At 58.4% G+C, this 20,274-nt stretch carries 19 protein-coding genes; 5 read left to right on the top strand and 14 right to left on the bottom strand.

Annotated features, from left to right (window positions below; all coding sequences use genetic code 11):
• Positions 1–44 precede the first annotated feature (44 nt).
• Complete coding sequence (gene rlmE / locus ACA068_RS04460; protein WP_008005470.1) at positions 45–674, bottom strand: 23S rRNA (uridine(2552)-2'-O)-methyltransferase RlmE; 630 nt, start codon at positions 672–674, stop codon at positions 45–47.
• 105 nt (positions 675–779) lie between these two features.
• On the opposite strand from rlmE, the gene ACA068_RS04455 reads away from it, so the two are divergent.
• Positions 780–1,088 carry a YhbY family RNA-binding protein gene (locus tag ACA068_RS04455; RefSeq protein ID WP_008057408.1) on the top strand — a complete coding sequence of 103 codons (309 nt, stop codon included), beginning with the start codon at positions 780–782 and terminating at the stop codon, positions 1,086–1,088.
• A 9-nt stretch (positions 1,089–1,097) separates the two neighbouring features.
• On the opposite strand, the gene ACA068_RS04450 is transcribed toward ACA068_RS04455, so the two are convergent.
• The 8 genes from ACA068_RS04450 to grpE all read right to left on the bottom strand — a co-directional run bounded on the left by ACA068_RS04450 (position 1,098) and on the right by grpE (position 11,563).
• Positions 1,098–1,502 carry an MFS transporter gene (locus tag ACA068_RS04450; protein ID WP_497310534.1) on the bottom strand — a complete coding sequence of 135 codons (405 nt, stop codon included), beginning with the start codon at positions 1,500–1,502 and terminating at the stop codon, positions 1,098–1,100.
• A gap of 28 nt (positions 1,503–1,530) precedes the next feature.
• Positions 1,531–2,007, bottom strand: coding sequence for a transcription elongation factor GreA (gene greA / locus ACA068_RS04445; RefSeq protein ID WP_497307941.1), 477 nt, complete (start codon positions 2,005–2,007; stop codon positions 1,531–1,533).
• On the bottom strand, positions 2,004–5,225 hold the full coding sequence (gene carB, locus ACA068_RS04440) for a carbamoyl-phosphate synthase large subunit (protein ID WP_497307939.1): 3,222 nt from the start codon (positions 5,223–5,225) through the stop codon (positions 2,004–2,006). Before carB ends, greA begins: the two co-directional genes overlap by 4 nt.
• A 121-nt stretch (positions 5,226–5,346) precedes the next feature.
• Complete coding sequence (carA, locus tag ACA068_RS04435) at positions 5,347–6,483, bottom strand: glutamine-hydrolyzing carbamoyl-phosphate synthase small subunit (RefSeq protein WP_497307937.1); 1,137 nt, start codon at positions 6,481–6,483, stop codon at positions 5,347–5,349.
• 258 nt (positions 6,484–6,741) lie between these two features.
• Complete coding sequence (gene dapB / locus ACA068_RS04430; protein WP_497307935.1) at positions 6,742–7,545, bottom strand: 4-hydroxy-tetrahydrodipicolinate reductase; 804 nt, start codon at positions 7,543–7,545, stop codon at positions 6,742–6,744.
• A 10-nt stretch (positions 7,546–7,555) separates the two neighbouring features.
• Complete coding sequence (dnaJ, locus tag ACA068_RS04425) at positions 7,556–8,680, bottom strand: molecular chaperone DnaJ (RefSeq protein WP_010463516.1); 1,125 nt, start codon at positions 8,678–8,680, stop codon at positions 7,556–7,558.
• A gap of 297 nt (positions 8,681–8,977) precedes the next feature.
• Positions 8,978–10,894 carry a molecular chaperone DnaK gene (gene dnaK / locus ACA068_RS04420; RefSeq protein WP_497307933.1) on the bottom strand — a complete coding sequence of 639 codons (1,917 nt, stop codon included), beginning with the start codon at positions 10,892–10,894 and terminating at the stop codon, positions 8,978–8,980.
• A 102-nt stretch (positions 10,895–10,996) separates the two neighbouring features.
• Entirely contained in the window at positions 10,997–11,563 is a 567-nt protein-coding gene (gene grpE / locus ACA068_RS04415) for a nucleotide exchange factor GrpE (protein ID WP_497307932.1), read from the bottom strand.
• A gap of 240 nt (positions 11,564–11,803) precedes the next feature.
• Between grpE and recN the strand changes: the two genes are divergently transcribed.
• Positions 11,804–13,477, top strand: coding sequence for a DNA repair protein RecN (recN, locus tag ACA068_RS04410; RefSeq protein WP_497307930.1), 1,674 nt, complete (start codon positions 11,804–11,806; stop codon positions 13,475–13,477).
• A 75-nt stretch (positions 13,478–13,552) separates the two neighbouring features.
• Here recN and fur read toward each other — a convergent pair whose 3' ends face one another.
• Positions 13,553–13,957 (bottom strand): ferric iron uptake transcriptional regulator, encoded by a 405-nt coding sequence (gene fur, locus ACA068_RS04405; protein ID WP_003197684.1) that lies wholly within the window; start codon positions 13,955–13,957, stop codon positions 13,553–13,555.
• A gap of 97 nt (positions 13,958–14,054) precedes the next feature.
• Between fur and ACA068_RS04400 the strand changes: the two genes are divergently transcribed.
• Positions 14,055–14,582, top strand: a complete 528-nt coding sequence (locus ACA068_RS04400) for an outer membrane protein assembly factor BamE (RefSeq protein ID WP_010463534.1) — start codon at positions 14,055–14,057, stop codon at positions 14,580–14,582.
• A 61-nt stretch (positions 14,583–14,643) separates the two neighbouring features.
• Here the strand turns inward: ACA068_RS04400 and ACA068_RS04395 are convergent, their stop codons facing one another.
• Genes ACA068_RS04395 through ACA068_RS04385 form a run of 3 tightly spaced genes read right to left on the bottom strand, consistent with a single transcriptional unit; the run spans position 14,644 to position 16,796 of the window.
• Positions 14,644–14,958, bottom strand: coding sequence for an RnfH family protein (locus ACA068_RS04395; protein ID WP_497307928.1), 315 nt, complete (start codon positions 14,956–14,958; stop codon positions 14,644–14,646).
• A complete protein-coding gene (locus ACA068_RS04390; RefSeq protein ID WP_497307926.1) occupies positions 14,951–15,385 on the bottom strand; it encodes a type II toxin-antitoxin system RatA family toxin in 435 nt (144 codons plus the stop codon). The genes ACA068_RS04395 and ACA068_RS04390 overlap by 8 nt, the downstream gene beginning before the upstream one ends.
• A gap of 7 nt (positions 15,386–15,392) precedes the next feature.
• Entirely contained in the window at positions 15,393–16,796 is a 1,404-nt protein-coding gene (locus ACA068_RS04385) for a sodium-dependent transporter (RefSeq protein ID WP_497307924.1), read from the bottom strand.
• 118 nt (positions 16,797–16,914) lie between these two features.
• Here ACA068_RS04385 and smpB point away from each other — a divergent pair, with 118 nt between their 5' ends.
• Positions 16,915–17,397 carry an SsrA-binding protein SmpB gene (gene smpB / locus ACA068_RS04380; RefSeq protein WP_008149046.1) on the top strand — a complete coding sequence of 161 codons (483 nt, stop codon included), beginning with the start codon at positions 16,915–16,917 and terminating at the stop codon, positions 17,395–17,397.
• A 123-nt stretch (positions 17,398–17,520) separates the two neighbouring features.
• Here the strand turns inward: smpB and ACA068_RS04375 are convergent, their stop codons facing one another.
• Positions 17,521–18,288, bottom strand: a complete 768-nt coding sequence (locus ACA068_RS04375) for an FCD domain-containing protein (protein WP_497307922.1) — start codon at positions 18,286–18,288, stop codon at positions 17,521–17,523.
• Between the two features lie 262 nt (positions 18,289–18,550).
• On the opposite strand from ACA068_RS04375, the gene ACA068_RS04370 reads away from it, so the two are divergent.
• The gene (locus tag ACA068_RS04370) at positions 18,551–20,245 is read left to right on the top strand and encodes a lactate permease LctP family transporter (RefSeq protein WP_497307920.1); all 1,695 of its coding nucleotides are present in this window, start codon (positions 18,551–18,553) and stop codon (positions 20,243–20,245) included.
• The last annotated feature ends 29 nt before the right edge of the window (positions 20,246–20,274 follow it).

The raw sequence follows: 20,274 nt of genomic DNA, 5'->3' as shown, positions 1-20,274 counted from the left end.
GGGCGAAATACGAAAAACCTATCGACCCGCAAAAAAACCTCGATTTACTCACTACGGCCGCGGTAGCCCCAAGCCAGCATGTATTGCTCGCGGGAACTGCCACGGGAAGAGTCCGGCTTGATCATCTGGACCTTGTCGAATTTCTGACGAGCGTCCTTCACGTAAGCATCAAACCCTTCGCCCTGAAACACCTTGATCACGAAATTACCACCCGGCTTGAGTATCCGAGCCGCCAGATCAAGAGCCAGCTCACATAGAAACATGGCTTTTGGCATGTCCACCTCAGGCGTACCACTCATATTGGGGGCCATATCGGAAATCACAAGGTCCACCTGCGAATTACCCACGGCTTCGAGGATCTGAGCGAGCACTTCGTCCTGGGTGAAGTCACCCTGGATGAAAGTCACGTCCGGAATGCTGTCCATTTCCAGGATGTCCGAGGCGATCAGACGCCCCTGACCACCGATCAGCCGACTAGTGACCTGCGACCAGCCGCCGGGCGCCGCACCCAGGTCGACAACGCTCATACCCGGACGGATCAGCTTGTATTTCTCCTGGACCTCCAGAAGCTTGTAACTCGCACGCGAGCGGTAACCATCCTTCTGCGCCTGCTTCACATAGGGATCATTGACATGTCTTTGCAGCCATTTAAGGCTTGTCTTGGAACGGGCCACGGGCCACCTCGAAAATAAAACGGGTCGTGATTAACTGGGCGGTCCCGGACTCGCTCGGGTAAACTGGCCGCCGCTTTTTACAAGATCAGACGCAGAGGTCAGATTATGCCGCTCACTCAAGAGCAGAAGAAACAGTACAAATCCATTGGCCACCATCTGAAACCAGTTTTGATAGTGGCTGACAACGGTTTGACTGAAGGTGTGTTAGCCGAACTTGAACGCGCTTTGGCGGATCACGAGCTGATTAAAATCAAGCTCAACATCCTCGATCGCGAGTCGCGCCTGGCGAACATTGCAGAACTGTGCAAGGTCGGCAAAGCGGACCTGGTTCAGGTCATCGGCAAGATGGCACTGATTTATCGCAAGAACTTCAGCGTCAACAAGCAGCTGTCGAACGTTCATCGCTTCAAGTGATGGCAAGGGTCAAGGGTGTGCTTCGCGCACCCTGCCACTCCATCCGGGCACCGGCTGCAACACCAGCACCAACCCGGAAAAGCCCAGAACAAGATAACTGAACACCTGCCAGCGCACGGCATCCGGCCAACCGACGCGCACCGCGAAGAACATCCCACACGCATACAGCGCCATCAGCAGCAGCTGCCCACGAATATCGCGCCATAGACTGGCAAGGCCCTCAGCCTGAATCAGCACCAAAGCCTGAAAAATCACACACGCTGTGGCAAAACCCACCATCAGCGCATTCAGCATGCCTGCAATTTCGTCAATCAGCAGCGGCGCCAGGCCTATCTGGCCTAGCACCGGCAGCAGACCGATGTGTAGCAACCACAGGCCGCCGACCCACAACATCTGAGTCAGTTGCCAAAGCAGGGCGCCCGCACGGACTGGGCGCCTGCGTTTAGATGTGGCGAACTTCGACAATCTCGTACTCGATAACGCCACTCGGCGTTTTCACGGCCACCACATCACCTTCTTCCTTGGCAATCAAGGCGCGGGCCAGTGGTGAGCCCACCGAAATCTTGCCAAGTTTGAAGTCAGCTTCATCCTCACCCACGATGTGGTAAGTGACGCGGTCGTCCGTCTCGACGTTGGCGATTTCAACAGTCGTACCGAAAATCACTTTGCCGGTGTGAGGAATGGTCGTGACATCGATGATCACCGCGTTTTGCATGCGGCCTTCGATGTCGCGGATCCGCGCCTCGACCATACCTTGCTGCTCGCGAGCAGCGTGGTATTCGGCGTTTTCTTTCAAATCACCCAACTCGCGGGCCGTACCGATATCCTGGCTGAGCTTCGGACGGACGACCTTGGTCAGGTGAGCGTGTTCTTCTTCCAGGGCCTTCGCGCCCTTGACGGTCATTGGGTACTTGATCATGCCTTCAATCCTGCGTGTAGATCCTGCAAGCGGCGCACGGTCTTCTCGGGACCGAACTTCAGCGCTTCGCAGATGGCTTCGCCAGCAGCAATGGTGGTGGTGCAGTAGATTTTGTGCTGCAAGGCATTACGACGAATGGAGTACGAATCAGCAATCGATTGACGACCTTCGGTGGTGTTGATGATCAGGGTGACTTCGTCATTCTTGATCATGTCGACCACGTGCGGACGACCTTCGGTCACCTTGTTCACACGACGCACTTTCAGGCCTGCGGCTTCGATCAGCTTGGCAGTACCGGCAGTGGCAACCACTTCGAAGCCCAAGTTGATCAGATCACGGGCCACGCCTGCAACCAGTGGCTTGTCGTCATCACGCACACTGATGAACGCGGTACCGCCGGTCGGCAGCACTTCGCTGGCACCCATCTGGGCTTTGGCAAACGCTTCACCGAAGGTGTCGCCCACGCCCATCACTTCACCGGTGGACTTCATCTCTGGGCCCAGAATCGGGTCCACGCCAGGGAATTTGGCGAATGGGAACACCGCCTCTTTCACGCTGTAGAAGTTCGGAATGATTTCCTTGGTGAAGCCGATTTCTTTCAGGGTTTTACCGGCCATCACGCGGGCAGCGATCATTGCCAGGGAAACACCGATGCACTTGGACACGAACGGTACAGTACGGGATGCGCGCGGGTTGACTTCGATGACGTAGATGTCTTCGCCTTGCAGCGCCAACTGAACGTTCATCAGGCCGACAACGCCCAGTTCCAGGGCCATTTTCTTGACCTGTTCGCGCATCTCGTCCTGGATGTGCGCCGGCAGCGAGTACGGCGGCAGGGAGCACGCGGAGTCACCGGAGTGAACACCGGCCTGCTCGATGTGCTGCATGATCGCGCCGATCACCACGTCGGTGCCGTCGCAGACCGCATCCACGTCCATTTCGATGGCGCAGTTGAGGAAGTGGTCGAGCAGCACCGGGCTGTCGTTGGACACTTTCACCGCATCACGCAGGTAGCGCTTGAGTTCTTCTTCTTCGTAGACGATTTCCATCGCACGGCCGCCCAATACGTAGGACGGACGCACCACCAGCGGGTAACCGATCTTGGCAGCGGCACGAATTGCTTCGTCTTCGCTGCGCACGGTGGCGTTTGGCGGCTGACGCAGGTTCAGGCGCTCGACCATTTGCTGGAAGCGCTCACGGTCTTCGGCGCGGTCGATGGCGTCTGGGCTGGTGCCGATGATCGGCACGCCGGCTTCTTCCAGGGCGCGCGCCAGTTTCAGCGGGGTCTGGCCGCCGTACTGGACGATCACGCCTTTTGGCTTCTCGACGCGGCAGATTTCCAGCACATCTTCCAGGGTCACTGGTTCGAAGTACAGGCGATCGGAGGTGTCGTAGTCGGTGGAAACGGTTTCCGGGTTGCAGTTGACCATGATGGTCTCGTAACCGTCTTCGCGCAGGGCCAATGCCGCGTGTACGCAGCAGTAGTCGAACTCGATGCCCTGGCCGATACGGTTTGGACCGCCGCCGAGGATCATGATCTTGTCGCGGCCCGACGGCGCGGCTTCGCACTCTTCCTCGTACGTCGAGTAGAGGTAGGCGGTGTCGGTGGCGAACTCGGCCGCGCAAGTGTCAACGCGCTTGTAGACCGGGAACACTTCGAGCTTGTGACGGTGGCGACGCAAAGCTTTCTCGGTCACGCCCAGCAGCTTGGCCAGACGCATGTCGGAGAAGCCTTTGCGCTTGAGCTTGAACATCAAGTCGCGGTCGATGCTGGCCAGACCCAGGGTCTTGACCTTCTCTTCGTCCTTGATCAGGTCTTCGATCTGCACCAGGAACCACGGGTCGATCATGTTCATGCCGAAGATGTCTTCGACCGACAGGCCGGCACGGAAGGCGTCAGCCACGTACCAGATACGCTCGGCACCCGGCACGGTCAGTTCGCGCTTGAGGATACTCATGCTTTCCGGATTGCTCAGGTCGAGCTTCTCATCCAGGCCGCAAACGCCCACTTCCAGACCGCGCAGGGCTTTCTGCAGGGATTCCTGGAAGGTCCGGCCGATGGCCATGACTTCACCGACCGACTTCATTTGAGTGGTCAGGCGTGCATCGGCTTTCGGGAATTTTTCGAAGGCGAAGCGTGGCAGCTTGGTCACGACGTAGTCGATCGACGGCTCGAAGGACGCCGGAGTAGCGCCGCCGGTGATCTCGTTCTGCAACTCGTCCAGGGTGTAGCCGATCGCCAGCTTGGCAGCAATACGCGCAATCGGGAAACCAGTGGCTTTCGAGGCCAGTGCCGAAGACCGGGATACCCGCGGGTTCATCTCGATGACCACCATGCGACCAGTGTCCGGGCAGATGCCGAACTGGACGTTGGAGCCGCCGGTTTCCACGCCGATCTCGCGCAGTACCGCCAGGGAGGCGTTACGCATGATCTGGTATTCCTTGTCCGTCAGGGTCTGTGCTGGCGCAACGGTGATCGAGTCACCGGTGTGCACGCCCATCGGGTCAAAGTTTTCGATGGAGCAGACGATGATGCAGTTGTCCTTCTTATCGCGGACAACCTCCATCTCGTACTCTTTCCAGCCGATCAGGGATTCGTCGATCAGCAGCTCTTTGGTCGGCGACAGGTCGAGGCCGCGAGCGCAGATTTCTTCGAACTCTTCACGGTTGTAAGCGATACCGCCACCGGTGCCGCCCATGGTGAAGGACGGACGAATGATGCACGGGAAGCCAAGCTTCTCGAGGACCACGTTGGCCTCTTCCATGCTGTGGGCGATACCCGAACGCGGGCAGTCCAGGCCGATGGACTTCATCGCCTTGTCGAAGCGCGAACGGTCTTCTGCCTTGTCGATGGTGTCAGCGTTGGCGCCGATCATCTCTACACCGAACTTCTCCAGAACGCCTTCGCGCTCCAGGTCCAGTGCGCAGTTCAGAGCGGTCTGGCCACCCATGGTTGGCAGCAGCGCGTCCGGACGCTCTTTCTCGATGATCTTGGCAACGGTCTGCCACTTGATCGGTTCGATGTAGGTCGCGTCGGCCATGTCCGGGTCGGTCATGATAGTCGCCGGGTTGGAGTTCACCAGGATGACGCGGTAACCCTCCTCGCGCAGGGCTTTGCAGGCCTGGGCGCCGGAGTAGTCGAATTCGCAGGCCTGGCCGATCACGATCGGGCCAGCGCCGAGAATCAGGATGCTTTTTATGTCTGTACGTTTTGGCATGGGTTTGTCACTCAAATCCGCAGGTCAGTCGGCAAGCCGTCTTGTTCAATCTGTGAAGCCTTGAGGGGGGCCGCCGGTTTTCGGGACCGCCCCTCAAGCTTTGCAACATCAAGGCGAGCGATTAGCGTCGCTTGGCCATTTCGTTGATGAAGCGATCGAACAATGGCGCTACGTCGTTCGGGCCAGGGCTGGCTTCAGGGTGACCCTGGAAGCTGAAGGCGCTCTTGTCGGTACGCTCGATGCCTTGCAGGGTGCCGTCGAACAGCGATTTGTGGATCGCGCGAACGTTGGCTGGCAGGGTCGCTTCGTCTACCGCAAAACCGTGGTTCTGGCTGGTGATCATCACCACACCGCTGTCCAGGTCCTGGACCGGGTGGTTGGCACCGTGGTGGCCATGGCCCATTTTCAGGGTCTTGGCGCCGGAGGCCAGGGCCAGCAGCTGGTGGCCGAGGCAGATGCCAAATACCGGAATTTCGGTTTCGAGCACGTCCTTGATCGCCTGGATCGCGTAGTCGCAAGGCTCCGGATCACCAGGTCCGTTGGACAGGAACACGCCGTCCGGGTTCATCGCCAGAACGTCGGCGGCCGGGGTTTGCGCCGGCACCACGGTCACGCGGCATCCGCGCTCGACCAGCATGCGCAGGATGTTCAGTTTGACGCCGTAGTCGTAGGCAACCACGTGGTAGGGCAGCTCGGAGGCTTCGATGGTTGCGTGGCTGTCGGTTTTTAAGTCCCAGACCGTCGAGCGCCACTCGTACTGCTCTTTGGTGCTGACGACTTTCGCCAGGTCCATGCCTTTGAGGCCAGGGAAGCCCTGGGCTGCAGCGATAGCGGCCGCTTCGGAGATGTTGTCGCCGGCCATGATGCAGCCGTTCTGTGCGCCCTTCTCACGCAGGATGCGCGTCAGGCGACGGGTGTCGATACCGGCGATTGCCACAACGTTGTTGGCTTTCAGGTAGTCGGACAGGGACATGGTGTTACGCCAGTTGCTCGCAACCAGCGGCAGGTCACGGATAACCAGGCCTGCGGACCAGACGCGGTCGGACTCGGCATCTCCAGGGTTGGTGCCGGTGTTGCCGATGTGCGGGTAAGTCAGGGTAACGATCTGTTGGGCGTAGGAAGGATCGGTAAGGATTTCCTGATAGCCGGTCATTGCGGTGTTGAACACCACCTCACCAACGGTTTGACCGTCGGTTCCAATGGCTTCGCCGCGAAAAATGCTGCCATCAGCAAGGGCGAGTATGGCTGGCTTAGTCAAGAAGACCTCCCGTAAATAAAGCCTGAAAGGGCGATCGCAGGTGTAAAAAAGCGGAGTGACGTATGGACACGTCACCCCGCTCATTCACTGAATTATTCTGCGCGCTTTTAGTGAACACACTAAAGCTGTAGCTTACAGAAAAAGGCATTTTTGGTCTACCGCCAATGAGCCTTAAAGGCCGGAGAATGCGACAGGACGTCGCTTGGCGGAATAAAACCGGGCTCAAACGCTGGGTTTGAACCCGATTTCGGGCGCATCTTAACGCAAGTCGAGCACGTCTTGCATGTCATAAAGACCCGGCTCGCGACCAGCCAGCCACAAAGCAGCACGTACTGCGCCCTTGGCGAAGGTCATGCGACTGGACGCTTTATGCGTGATCTCGACACGCTCACCATCAGCGGCGAACAGCACGGTGTGATCACCGACGATGTCACCGGCACGCACAGTGGCGAAGCCGATGGTTTCGCGAGCACGAGCACCGGTCTGGCCTTCACGACCGTAGACCGCCACCTTCTTCAGATCACGCCCCAGCGCATCGGCAATCACTTCTCCCATGCGAACGGCAGTACCGGACGGCGCATCGACTTTATGCCGATGGTGGGCCTCAGTGATCTCGATATCGACATCATCACCCAGCACGCGAGCAGCGGTGTCGAGCAGCTTCAGGCACAGGTTGACACCGACGCTGAAGTTGGCCGCGAAGACGATCGGAATGTCCCTGCCCGCTTCCGCCAGCAATTGCTTCTCTTCAACGCTGAAACCGGTGGTACCGATGATCATCGCCTTGTGATGCTTGCGGCAGAATGCAAGGTTCTTCAGCGTCACCGTCGGGTGCGTGAAGTCGATCAGCACGTCAAACTCGTCAACCACGCGATCCAGATCACCCGACAGAGGCACACCGATACGACCCAGCGCAGCCAGTTCGCCGGCATCTGCGCCGACCAGCGAGCTGTCCGGACGATCAATGGCCGCCGTCAGACCCGCGCCCGGCTGCTGCTGCACAGCTTCGATCAGGGTTTTGCCCATGCGCCCGGCGGCGCCCATCACTGCAATACGTCGCATGCCCGTCTCCTTACAAATCGCCGAAGAAGCGCTTCACGCCTTCGAACCAACCGGTGGTTTTCGGCGAATGGCTGTTGTCGTCCGCCAGCGAACTGCGGAACTCTTCCAGCAATTCGCGCTGTCGACGACCCAGGTTGACCGGGGTTTCGACCGCCACACGGCACATCAAGTCACCGGCACCGCCGCCACGCACTGGCGCAACGCCTTTGCCGCGAACGCGGAACTGCTTACCAGTCTGAGTCCCCTCAGGAATCTTCAGTTTGACTCGACCATCAAGGGTCGGAATCTCCAGCTCGCCGCCCAGCGCTGCATCAACAAAACTGATCGGCACTTCGCAGAACAGGTGCTTGCCGTCGCGCTGGAAGATCGCGTGCTCGCGCACATTGATCACCACATACAGATCGCCCGTCGGACCACCCTGCGCACCCGCCTCGCCTTCGCCGGACAGACGAATGCGATCACCGGTATCCACACCGGCCGGCACTTTCACCGAGAGGGTTTTGTACTCTTCGACACGGCCTTCGCCGTTGCAGGAGTTGCACGGGTCGGAAATGATCTTGCCTTGGCCATGGCAACGCGGGCAGGTCTGCTGCACCGAGAAAAAGCCCTGCTGCATGCGCACCTGGCCAATACCGCCACATGTCGGGCAAGTGACCGGCGAGGAGCCCTTCTTGGCACCCGAGCCGTCGCACGGTTTGCAGTTGACCAGTGTCGGAACGCGGATATTCACGGTCGTGCCGCGCACCGCTTCTTCCAGGTTCAGCTCCAGGGTGTAACGCAAGTCGCTGCCGCGCTGAGCGCCGCCACGGGCACCGCCGCGACCGCCACCGAAGAAATCGCTGAAAACATCACCAAAGATGTCGGAGAAGTTCTGACCGCCAAATCCGGCACCGCCACCACCCATGCTTGGGTCGACGCCGGCATGACCGTACTGGTCGTAGGCCGCACGCTTGCTGGAATCGGACAGAACTTCGTAGGCCTCGTTGGCCTCCTTGAACATCTCTTCCGACGCTTTGTCATCGGGATTACGGTCCGGGTGGTGCTTCATCGCCAGGCGACGGTAGGCCTTTTTCAGGTCTGCTTCGCTTGAGCCGCGCTCAACACCCAATATTTCGTAATAGTCACGCTTTGCCATAAGTCTTTGCACTCTTAAGGACGTCCGGCAAACCCCTCCTGAGCCTCGCCAAACTCGTTGAGCCCCAATACAGGCCCGGACCCAACTCACGTCAATTCAACGATCCTGGTCTTTGATTCAATGCGGTACTTTCGGCTCGAAAAGCAGGAGCATTCCCGGCCATACCGCCAGCATTCGAGCGTTGTCGCATGCTGTAAAAATTCTCTAACTCCAGACACGCCAACGCGGGAGCAAGCTCCCGCGCGGCGACATCCTACCAGTCACCGCCTGAAGGCAGTCAACCGGGCGACCAACAACTTACTTGTGGTCTTTGACTTCTTCGAACTCGGCATCAACAACGTCGTCGGCTTTTTCAGCTTTTTCGTCATTAGGTGCCGCGCCTTCGGCAGGCTGGGCCTGTTCGGCGTACATCTTCTGCGCCACTGGAGCAGAGACTTTCGACAGCTCTTCAACCTTGGCTTCGATTGCAGTCTTGTCGTCGCCTTTGACAGCGGCTTCCAAAGCGACAACAGCGGCTTCGATTGCAGTCTTCTCTTCAGCGCTCACTTTGTCGCCAGCATCAGCGACCATTTTGCGCGTCGAGTGAACCAGCGCATCGCCCTGGTTACGGGCAGCGGCCAGCTCTTCGAACTGGCGATCTGCGTCGACGTTGGCTTCAGCATCGCGAATCATCTGCTGAATCTCTTCCTCGGACAGACCGGAGTTGGCCTTGATCACGATCGACTGGGTCTTGCCGGTAGCCTTGTCTTTCGCGCCTACGTGCAGGATGCCGTTGGCGTCGATGTCGAAGGTCACTTCAATTTGTGGCACGCCACGTGGCGCTGGTGGAATCTCGGCCAGGTCGAACTTGCCCAAGGACTTGTTCTGAGCCGCTTGCTTACGCTCACCTTGCAGCACGTGAATGGTCACAGCACCCTGGTTGTCATCGGCAGTCGAGAACACTTGCGATTTCTTGGTAGGAATCGTGGTGTTTTTCTCGATCAGCGCGGTCATCACGCCGCCCATGGTTTCGATACCCAGGGTCAACGGACTAACGTCCAGCAGCAGAACGTCTTTCACGTCGCCAGCCAATACCGCGCCCTGGATAGCAGCACCCATGGCTACAGCTTCGTCCGGGTTCACGTCTTTACGAGCTTCTTTACCGAAGAACTCGGTCACCAGCTTCTGAACCAGTGGCATACGGGTCTGACCGCCGACCAGGATCACGTCGTTGATCGCGCCAACGTCTATACCGGAGTCTTTCAGAGCGATGCGGCAAGGTTCGATGGTGCGTTGAACCAGGTCTTCAACCAGAGCTTCCAACTTGGCGCGAGAGATTTTCACGTTCAAGTGCTTCGGACCGGTGGCGTCTGCAGTGATGTACGGCAGGTTCACGTCGGTCGACAGCGCAGAGGACAGCTCGATCTTGGCTTTTTCAGCGGCTTCTTTCAGGCGCTGCATTGCCAGCGGGTCACCTTTGAGGTTCATGCCGCTTTCTTTCTTGAATTCGTCGACGAGGTAGTCGATCAGACGAATGTCAAAGTCTTCACCGCCCAGGAACGTGTCACCGTTGGTGGCCAACACTTCGAACTGGTGCTCGCCATCGACTTCAGCGATTTCGATCACGGAAACGTCGAAAGTACCGCCGCCCAGGTCGTAAACGATCACGGTGTGATCGCCCTTCGCCTTGTCCATACCGTAGGCCAGAGCGGCTGCGGTTGGTTCGTTGATGATGCGTTTTACGTCCAGACCAGCAATACGGCCGGCGTCTTTGGTTGCTTGACGCTGGCTGTCGTTGAAATAGGCCGGAACGGTGATCACCGCTTCAGTCACTGGCTCGCCGAGGTAGTCTTCGGCGGTTTTCTTCATTTTCTTCAGAATTTCAGCCGAGATTTGTGGCGGCGACATTTTCTGGCCGTTCACTTCAACCCAAGCATCACCGTTGTCAGCCTTGGCGATCTTGTAAGGCACCATCTTGATGTCTTTCTGTACGACTTCTTCGTCGAACTTACGACCGATCAGACGCTTCACCGCGTACAGGGTGTTATGCGGATTGGTCACAGCCTGACGTTTGGCGGACTGGCCAACCAGGATTTCGCCGTCGTTGGCGTAAGCGATGATCGACGGCGTGGTACGCGCGCCTTCAGCGTTTTCGATAACTTTGGCTACGCCGTTTTCAAGCACGGAGACGCAGGAGTTGGTAGTCCCCAGGTCGATACCGATAATTTTGCCCATGTTAACTCTCCCGAAACTTTGGATTTGGTTGCCGCAGCAGTGGTGGCTAACTGCGGTAGCACTTAAACGCTTGACTTCTAAATGGGGGCCTTGCGGCTAATTTCAAGCCTGTTCGTCAATAGAAGGCGAAACTGGCGCAGGGGCCTTGCTGACCACGACCATGGCCGGGCGCAGCAGACGACCGTTAAGCTGATAACCCTTCTGGAACACCTTGAGCACGCTGTTCGGCTCAACATCAGCGCTTTCCTGCATGGCCATTGCCTGATGCTGAACAGCGTTGAACGGTTCGCCATGCGGATCGATCGTTTCCAGCTGATAGCGCTTCAGGGTGTCCTGGAACATTTTCAGGGTCAGCTCGATGCCTTCACGCATTGGGCGGATGCTTTCGTCATCCGGGTTGGACAACTCCAAGCCACGCTCCAGGCTGTCAATGATCGGCAACAAATCGCCAGCAAACTTTTCCAGGGCGAATTTGTGCGCTTTTTCTACATCCTGCTCGGCGCGACGGCGGACGTTCTGCAGATCGGCGGCAACACGCAAAGCCTGATCCTGCGCGCCTGCCAGTTGCTCTTCGAGCACTTGTACACGAGCCGCCAGGTCTTCACCCGAAGCCGCGGAGCCCTGGTTGGCGTCTTGATTTTGCGTATCCACTGTCTGTTCGTCAGCCATAGATTTCTCCTTTCAATATCGTCCGTGAGCTCAACTCACGCTTCTGTCCCGGTATATGGGGCCGCAAAAATCAGCTTCAAGGGGTTTGTTGCGATTAACCCTACAAAAAGCGCTGCATTGCGATGACCCGATGCTCTAGGCATTTCGTCAGACCGAGCAAATCGAGCTAAGCGAGGGCATTGTCAGGCGCAAATAAAACACTGTATAAATAACCAGACCTAAAGCCTGGGAGCGGCCTTTATGCTGGTGCACCTGTCCGTACATAACTACGCCATCGTTGAACATCTCGATCTCGAACTCGATCGCGGGATGAGCGTGATCACCGGGGAAACCGGCGCCGGCAAGTCGATCATGCTCGACGCCTTGGGCCTGACCTTGGGTGATCGTGCCGACAGCGGTGTGGTCCGCCTCGGCGCGGACAAGGCCGACATTCTGGCGACCTTCGACCTGGTCGATATCCCGGAAGCCAGCGCCTGGCTCGCCGAGCGCGACCTTGAAAGCGATGGCCCGTGCATCCTTCGCCGGGTAATCACCGCAGAAGGACGCTCACGCGGCTATATCAACGGCACGCCTTGCCCGCTCGGCGATCTCAAAGCCCTCGGCGAACTGCTGATCGATATCCACAGCCAGCACGAACACCAATCCCTGCTGAAGACCGACACTCACCGCCGCCTGCTCGACGAATACGCCGGCGCCACCGACCTTGCCCGTCAGGTGCAACTGGCCGCCCAACGCTGGCGCCAGACTCGCCAGGAGCTGGAGCGTCTCTCCAATTCCGGCGACGAGCAGCGCGCCCGCCATCAATTGCTCAGCTATCAACTCGAAGAGCTGGAAAACCTCGGCCTCGGCGAAAACGAGCTGGAGCAACTGGAACAGGAACACAAGAACCTGACCAATGCCGAAACCCTGCTGGGCATCTGCCGGCAAGTGGTCGAGCAGTGCAGCGAAAGTGATTCCGGCAATGTCCTGAACGCGCTGACCGCAAGCCTCAATCGTCTATCGAGCGTCAATAACTCGATCGGCGCACTGGGTGAAGCCAGCAGCCTGCTGACCAGCGCACAGATACAGGTCGAAGAAGCCGTGGGTGAGCTCAACCGCTTTCTCGACAACTTCGACGCCGACCCGGCGCGGCTTCAGTACCTGGAAGAACGCCTGGATGCGATCTACACGATGGCGCGCAAACATCGCATCCAGCCGACCGAAGTCGCCGAGATGCAGCAGCGCTTGCTGGATGAAATCGAAACCCTGAACGCCAACGACGAATCCATTGAGCGACTGAGCGATGAGCTGGCCTCTTATGCCCGTCATTATCAGGAGAAGGCTCGGGAGCTGAGCGACCTGCGCCATCAAGCCTCGAACAGCCTTGCCAACGCAGTGGAACAGGAAATCCAGCGACTGGGCATGCCCGGCGGGCGCTTCACTATCGAATTACGCCCTAACAGCAGCGACGAGCTGCTGCCCAATGGGCTTGAGCAGGTAGAGCTGCTGGTCAGCGCCAACCCCGGCCAGCCATTGAAAGCCTTGGCCAAAGTGGCCTCGGGTGGCGAGCTGTCACGGATCAGCCTGGCTATTCAGGTGATCACAGCGCAGACCTCACGCGTACCGACGCTGGTGTTCGACGAAGTGGACGTCGGCATCGGCGGCCCCACCGCCGAGATCGTTGGCCAGTTGCTGCGCCGCCTCGGTGAACGCGGGCAGGTGCTGACGGTGACCCACCTGCCGCAAGTGGCCGCTCAGGGCCATCAACATCTATTCGTGCACAAGGTGCGCGGCGAAGAGGCAACCCACACGGCTGTTTCCAAACTGAGCAAGAATGAGCGCGTTGAAGAAGTGGCGCGGATGCTGGGCGGCATCGATCTGACCAAGGAATCCCTGGCTCACGCGAAAAAAATGGTCGTTAGCGCAAAAATTTAAGGACGGCAGAAAGCACGAAGACGACCTTGGGGTCGCCTTCGCTCGTTTCGCGAATGTGAAATTCGCGCGACATGCTTACTTTTTCTTGCGTACGTACAACACCAGATTGTGATCAACCATCTCGAAGCCGTACTTATCGACGATGGCTTTCTGCAGGCGCTCGATTTCTTCGTCGAAGAATTCGATCACTTCGCTGGTTTCGACGTTGACCATATGGTCGTGATGCTTGCCGTCATCCAGCTCGAAGACCGCATGGCCTCCGTCGAAGTTGTGCCGCACCACAAGGCCAGCTGCCTCGAACTGAGTCAGTACACGGTAAACCGTGGCCAGACCGACGTCCTCACCAGCCTCCATCAGCGCCTTGTAAACATCCTCGGCACTCATGTGGCGTTGCTCGGCGGAATCGAGCATTTGCAGAATTTTGACCCGTGGAAGGGTCACTTTGAGGCCGGCTTTGCGTAGTTCGCTATTTTCAACCATGGTCAGCTTTCTCGCGATGCTGCTTCGCAGCTTCTCTTAATGCGGGTATGATCGGCGTTTACGTTGTCCCAGCCAAGATAGTGGAAGTCGCCCACCGATGCAAAACACCAAGCTCTTGCTAACCAGTTTCACCTTTGTGGGACTGCTCGCACTCGCCGGTTGTTCATTCCCCGGGGTTTACAAAATCGACATCCAGCAGGGCAATGTCGTCACGCAGGACATGATAAACCAGTTACGCCCGGGAATGACCCGTAAGCAAGTACGGTTTATCATGGGCAACCCCCTGCTGACCGACACGTTCCATGCCGATCGCTGGGATTATCTGTACAGCCTGCAACCGGGTGGCGGTGAACGCCAACAGGAACGCATTAGCGTTATCTTCAACCCAAATGACCAACTTGTCAGCCTCTCTGGTGATTTCATGCCAGGCGTGAGCCGCGACGAAGCCATTCTCGGCAAGGACAGTGGTACAACAGTCACTGCACCAGCAGAAAACGCCGAGAAGCCGAAACCGGAAAAACCGGTCAAGCCAGGTTCGTTGCTGGACCAGATCCAGAAGGACGTAGACGGTGTAGAAACCGTTCCGGTCCCGACGCCAGAACCGCTGGAAACTTCGCCGCAATAATTTGCGACGCAATAAAAAACCCGGACTTTCCGGGTTTTTTATTGCCCTGCGTTTGAACGGATCACTGATTTCGGGCTTTGGCCTCGGCAGCCTTGGCGGCACGCAGCCGACGAACCTCTTTCGGATCTGCCAGCAATGACCGGTAAATCTCGATGCGATCACCTGCCTGGACAGGACGACTGTCCGGGTCAGCGATCACCTTACCGAAGATCCCCACCGGGCAATTGGCCAGATCCAGCTCCGCAAAGGCCTCGCCAACGCCTGACGCCAGCAAAGCCGCGCGTACTGTCGTTCCTGCTGGCACCGACACAGCGAGAAGCACCTGACGATCAACTGCGGCGTAGACCACCTCGACGTCAACCATCGACTCAACCATGCATCTGTTTGACGCGCTGGCAAAACGCGTCCACCAGCGTGTTTGCGGCCTGGTTGAACAGCGGCCCCAAGGTTGCGCGAACAATCGGCCCGGCATAATCGAAGGACAGGTCCAGACTGATCTTGCAGGCCTTTTCGCCCAACGGCTTGAACACCCAAATGCCGTGCAACTGGGTGAAAGGTCCTTCCTCGAGGTTCATTTCGATCGAATGGCCAGGCACTAAAGTGTTTCTGGTGACGAAATGCTGACTCAACCCACCCTTGGCCACGCCCACACTGGCACGCATGTGTTCGGGAGTGCTTTCCAGCACTTCGGCGGTGGAACACCACGGCAGAAATTCCGGGTAACGCGCCACGTCGTTGACCAGGTCATACAGCGCTTGCGCCGGGTAGGGCAGCAGAGCCGAACGTTGAATGTGTGTCGTCATGTCAGCGTCACTTCCACAGCTGTGCGGCAAACACTACGAGAATGCCGATGGGCGCCACATAGCGCATCAAGAACAAGGACAGGGCGAACAACGCAGGGTTGCGGATCGACAACTCGTCGCGCACCGCTTCACGCCCCATCACCCAGCCTGCAAACACCACGAAACACAAACCACCGAGTGGCAACATGATCCGCGAAGTGAAGAAATCGATCACGCCAAAGAAATCCAGACCGCCTGCGGCACCCCATTGATAGAGATGGAACATCCCGCCTTCGTTCACGAAAAATTTGGCTTCCTTCCAGATATTGAAGGAAAACACCGTGCCCAGCCCCACAAACCAGCAGATAAACGCCAGCCAGAAAGTCACCCAGGCGCGACTGACTTTCGTGCGCTCGACCAGGTAAGCCACCATCGGCTCGAGCAGGGAAATCGCGGAGCTCCAGGCAGCCACCGCGACCAGTACGAAGAACACTACGCCCATCAACTGGCCGAACGCTACGTTACCGAAGGCAAACGGCAAGCTGACAAACATCAGGCCCGGGCCTTCGCTCGGGTTCAAGCCCGCAGCGAACACAATCGGAAACAATGCCAGACCGGCCACCAGGGAAACGAAGGTGTCGAGCAGCGCCACGCCGACCACGGTGCCGGAGATCGACGAATGCTTCGGCATGTAAGCGCCGTAAATCATGATCGAACCGACGCCCACGCTCAGGGAGAAGAACGCGTGCCCCATGGCCGGGAGTAAGCCGTCGAGGACTTTTTCCGGGTGGAAGTCGAACATGAAATGCACGCCTTCCATGAAATGCCCGGTGGTCATGCTGTAGCCCAGCAGCACCAGAATCATCACAAAGAGCAGCGGCATCATGATTCTTAGGCTGCGTTCAAGCCCGGCGACCACGCCTTTGGCGATCACGACGGCAGACAGCAGCATGAAAATCGTGTGCCAAAGTGTCAGGCGCCACGGATCGGCGATCACATTGCCAAAGTAAGCGCCGACCTGATCGGGCGTTGCCCCCTGGAAGTCGCCACGGCCCATGTCGATGATGTAATCCAGCGACCAGCCGCCGACCACACTATAGAAAGACAGGATCAACAACGCCGTCATCATCCCGGCGAACGCGCCCCAGGACCACTTGCCCGAATGCCCCGCCTCCACCGCCAGCACCTTCAAGGCGTTGGCCGGGCTCTGCCGCGCGCGGCGGCCTATCAGGGTTTCGGCCAGCATGACCGGCACACCGATCAGCGCGATACAGGCCAGGAACATCAGCACAAAGGCGCCGCCACCATAGACGCCGACCATGTACGGGAATTTCCAGATACTACCCAGGCCCACGGCCGAACCGGTCGCGGCGAGTATGAAGACCCAGCGGCTAGCCCAACTGCCGTGGACAGAAACCTTGTCTGTCGACATCGTTATCACGCCCAAGCGTTCAAAAAAGAGGCCGCATTGTCCGGGATTCAATCAACCTGCTCAAGCACGTAGCGATACCGTAGCCGACTTGCGTGCAACTCCCTATAATGCCGCCCCTATGGCTAAACAGAAGAAACACCCAACAGGGACCATCGCGCAAAACAAAAAGGCGCGACACGATTACTTCATCGAACATAAGTTCGAGGCTGGTCTGGTCCTGGCCGGCTGGGAAGTAAAAAGTCTGCGGGCAAGCAAGCTGCAACTGGTTGACAGTTACGTGCTGCTCAAGGATGGCGAAGCCTGGCTGCTCGGCAGCCACATTACGCCACTGATGACCGCCAGCACCCACGTCATCGCTGATCCAACCCGCACCCGGAAATTGCTGCTCAACCGCCGCGAGCTTGAAAAGCTGGCCACCGCCGTGCAGCAAAAAGGTTACGCCTGCGTGTGCCTGTCCTGGTACTGGAGCAAGCACATGGTCAAGTGCGAGATCGCTCTGGGCAAGGGCAAGAAGGAATACGACAAGCGTGATACCGAACGCGAACGCGACGCCGGTCGCGAGTTGCAGCGTGCAGTGCGTAACAAGGGCAAGGAAGACTAATCTTTCGGCCTGATTGTGGCGAGGGAGCTTGCTCCCGCTGGGGTGCGAAGCAGCCCTCGCTTGAAGACTGCCGGCGACTGCTGCGCAGTCGAGCGGGAGCAAGCTCCCTCGCCACAGTCATCCCTACATCCCCTTGCGCCGCTCCGCCCGGGCCATGCGCTGCACTTCCTGACGCACTTCTTCCAGCACTTCCTGCACATACAGGATATGTCGGCTGGAGACTTCTCGCGCCTGTTCCGCTCGCCCTTCGATAATCGCCAGGTACAACTCCCGGTGCTGCGTGATCAGCATGTCGCGGGTTTCCGTGCGCTGCTTGTACATCCCGCCAATGTTGGTCACCACGTTGCGCTTGAGCAGATCGAACAGCCCACGGATGGTGTGCAGCAACACCGCGTTGTGACTGGCTTCAGCAATCGCCAGGTGAAATTTCGCATCCGCCGCGCCCTCTTCCGCCCGGCTCACTTCATCGTGACGCGTGTAGCAGTCCTGTAATTCATCGAAAGCCGCGGTCAGTCGCTCGCGATCGACATCCGTAGCGCGCAGTGCCGCGTAATAGGCGCAGGACGCCTCCAGCGTATGGCGAAATTCCAGCAGATCGCGCTGGGCTTCGGGATTGCTTTCCAACAGATGCAACAGCGGATCGCTGAAGGTCGAACCCAGCGATTCCACCACATAATTGCCGCCCCCCTGGCGACTGACCAGCAAGCCTTTGGCCGCCAGTTTCTGGATCGCCTCGCGCAACGAAGGGCGCGACACACCGAACTGCTCGGCCAACGCGCGCTCGGCCGGCAAGCGCTCGCCAGACTTCAACGTGCCTTCGAGAATCATCCCCTCGAGCTGCTCGACAATATCGTCAGACAAACGGCGCTGACGAATCTGATCAAACCCCATAACTCAATTCTCCACGGTCCCGACGGCTCGCCGGGCTCTCTATTCTGGCCTATCGGCGCTGTGCCAGCACCTACCAGACGGCATTTGTTAAAGCGGATCAAGCCCACGACTCAGCACATATTCGACAAAAGTTTTAGGGCGACAAATTGACACACCGCATACAAGGCTTTTACCCTAGCCAACAGCGATTGTAAATTGGTATTACCAATTATCCAAGAACGCTGACCAGTGCCTGACCAACAACAATTAGGGGCCACCCCATATGCAAACCTGGCAACAGCTCTATACCCCGCTCGGCAGCCTTGGCGTCTCCGCGCTCGCGGCCGTTATCCCCATCGTGTTTTTCTTCCTGGCGTTGGCGGTGTTCCGCCTCAAAGGCCATGTGGCCGGCAGCATTACCTTGGCGTTGTCCATCGCCGTTGCAATCTTTGCTTTCCAGATGCCGGTTGATATGGCCTTCGCCGCTGCAGGTTATGGCTTTGCCTACGGTCTGTGGCCGATTGCCTGGATCATTGTCGCGGCCGTGTTCCTCTACAAACTGACGGTCAAGAGTGGTCAGTTCGAAGTGATCCGCAGCTCGGTGCTGTCGATCACCGACGACCAGCGTTTGCAGGTTCTGCTGATCGGCTTCTGCTTCGGTGCGTTCCTTGAAGGTGCCGCCGGATTCGGTGCGCCGGTAGCGATCACCGCCGCGCTGCTTGTAGGACTGGGCTTCAACCCGCTGTACGCCGCCGGCCTGTGCCTGATCGCCAACACCGCGCCGGTGGCCTTCGGTGCCTTGGGGATTCCGATCATCGTGGCCGGGCAAGTGACTGGCATCGACGCGTTCAAGATCGGCGCCATGACCGGTCGCCAACTGCCGTTGCTGTCGCTGTTCGTGCCGTTCTGGCTGGTTTTCATGATGGACGGCCTGCGCGGCGTTCGGGAGACCTGGCCTGCTGCGCTGGTGGCCGGCTTGAGCTTTGCCATCACCCAATACTTCACGTCGAACTTCATCGGCCCGGAGTTGCCGGACATCACCTCGGCCCTGGCCAGCCTGATTTCCCTGACGCTGTTCCTGAAAGTCTGGCAGCCAAAACGCGCCGCCGGCCAACACATCGCCGGTGCCGTTTCGGCATCAGTGGTGACCGCCAGCGCCGGCGGTTTCGGCCAGCCGCGCACCAGCGTGGCGTCGCCTTACAGCCTGTTCGAAATCGTCAAAGCCTGGTCGCCGTTCCTGATCCTCACCGTGCTGGTCACCATCTGGACCCTGAAACCGTTCAAAGCCATGTTCGCCGCCGGCGGTTCGATGTACAGCTGGGTGTTCAACTTCGCCATCCCGCACCTGGATCAGATGGTGATCAAGGTCGCGCCGATCGTGACTGCGCCGACTGCCATTCCAGCGGTGTTCAAACTCGATCCGATTTCCGCGACCGGCACGGCGATTTTCTTCTCCGCGCTGATCTCGATGCTGGTGCTGAAGATCAACATCAAAACTGGTCTGACCACTTTGAGAGAGACCTTCTACGAGCTGCGCTGGCCGATTCTGTCCATCGGCATGGTCTTGGCATTCGCCTTCGTCACCAACTACTCGGGCATGTCTTCGACCATGGCACTGGTATTGGCAGGCACTGGCGCGGCATTCCCATTCTTCTCGCCATTCCTCGGCTGGCTGGGCGTGTTCCTGACCGGTTCCGATACCTCGTCCAACGCCCTGTTCAGTTCGCTGCAAGCGACCACCGCGCACCAGATCGGCGTGAGCGATGTGCTGCTGGTGGCGGCAAATACCAGCGGCGGCGTGACCGGCAAGATGATCTCGCCGCAATCGATCGCCGTGGCCTGCGCCGCGACCGGGCTGGTGGGCAAGGAATCGGACCTGTTCCGCTTCACCCTCAAGCACAGCCTGTTCTTCGCAACCATCGTCGGCCTGATCACCTACGTCCAGGCCTACTGGCTCACTGGCATGTTGGTGCACTAGGGACTACAAGCCACATCGAAAAAACCGAC

This window comes from Pseudomonas sp. LBUM1660 (assembly GCF_059695935.1).
The sequence above is the reverse complement of the archived record's forward strand: the minus strand, read 5'-3'. Positions and strand labels throughout refer to the sequence as shown.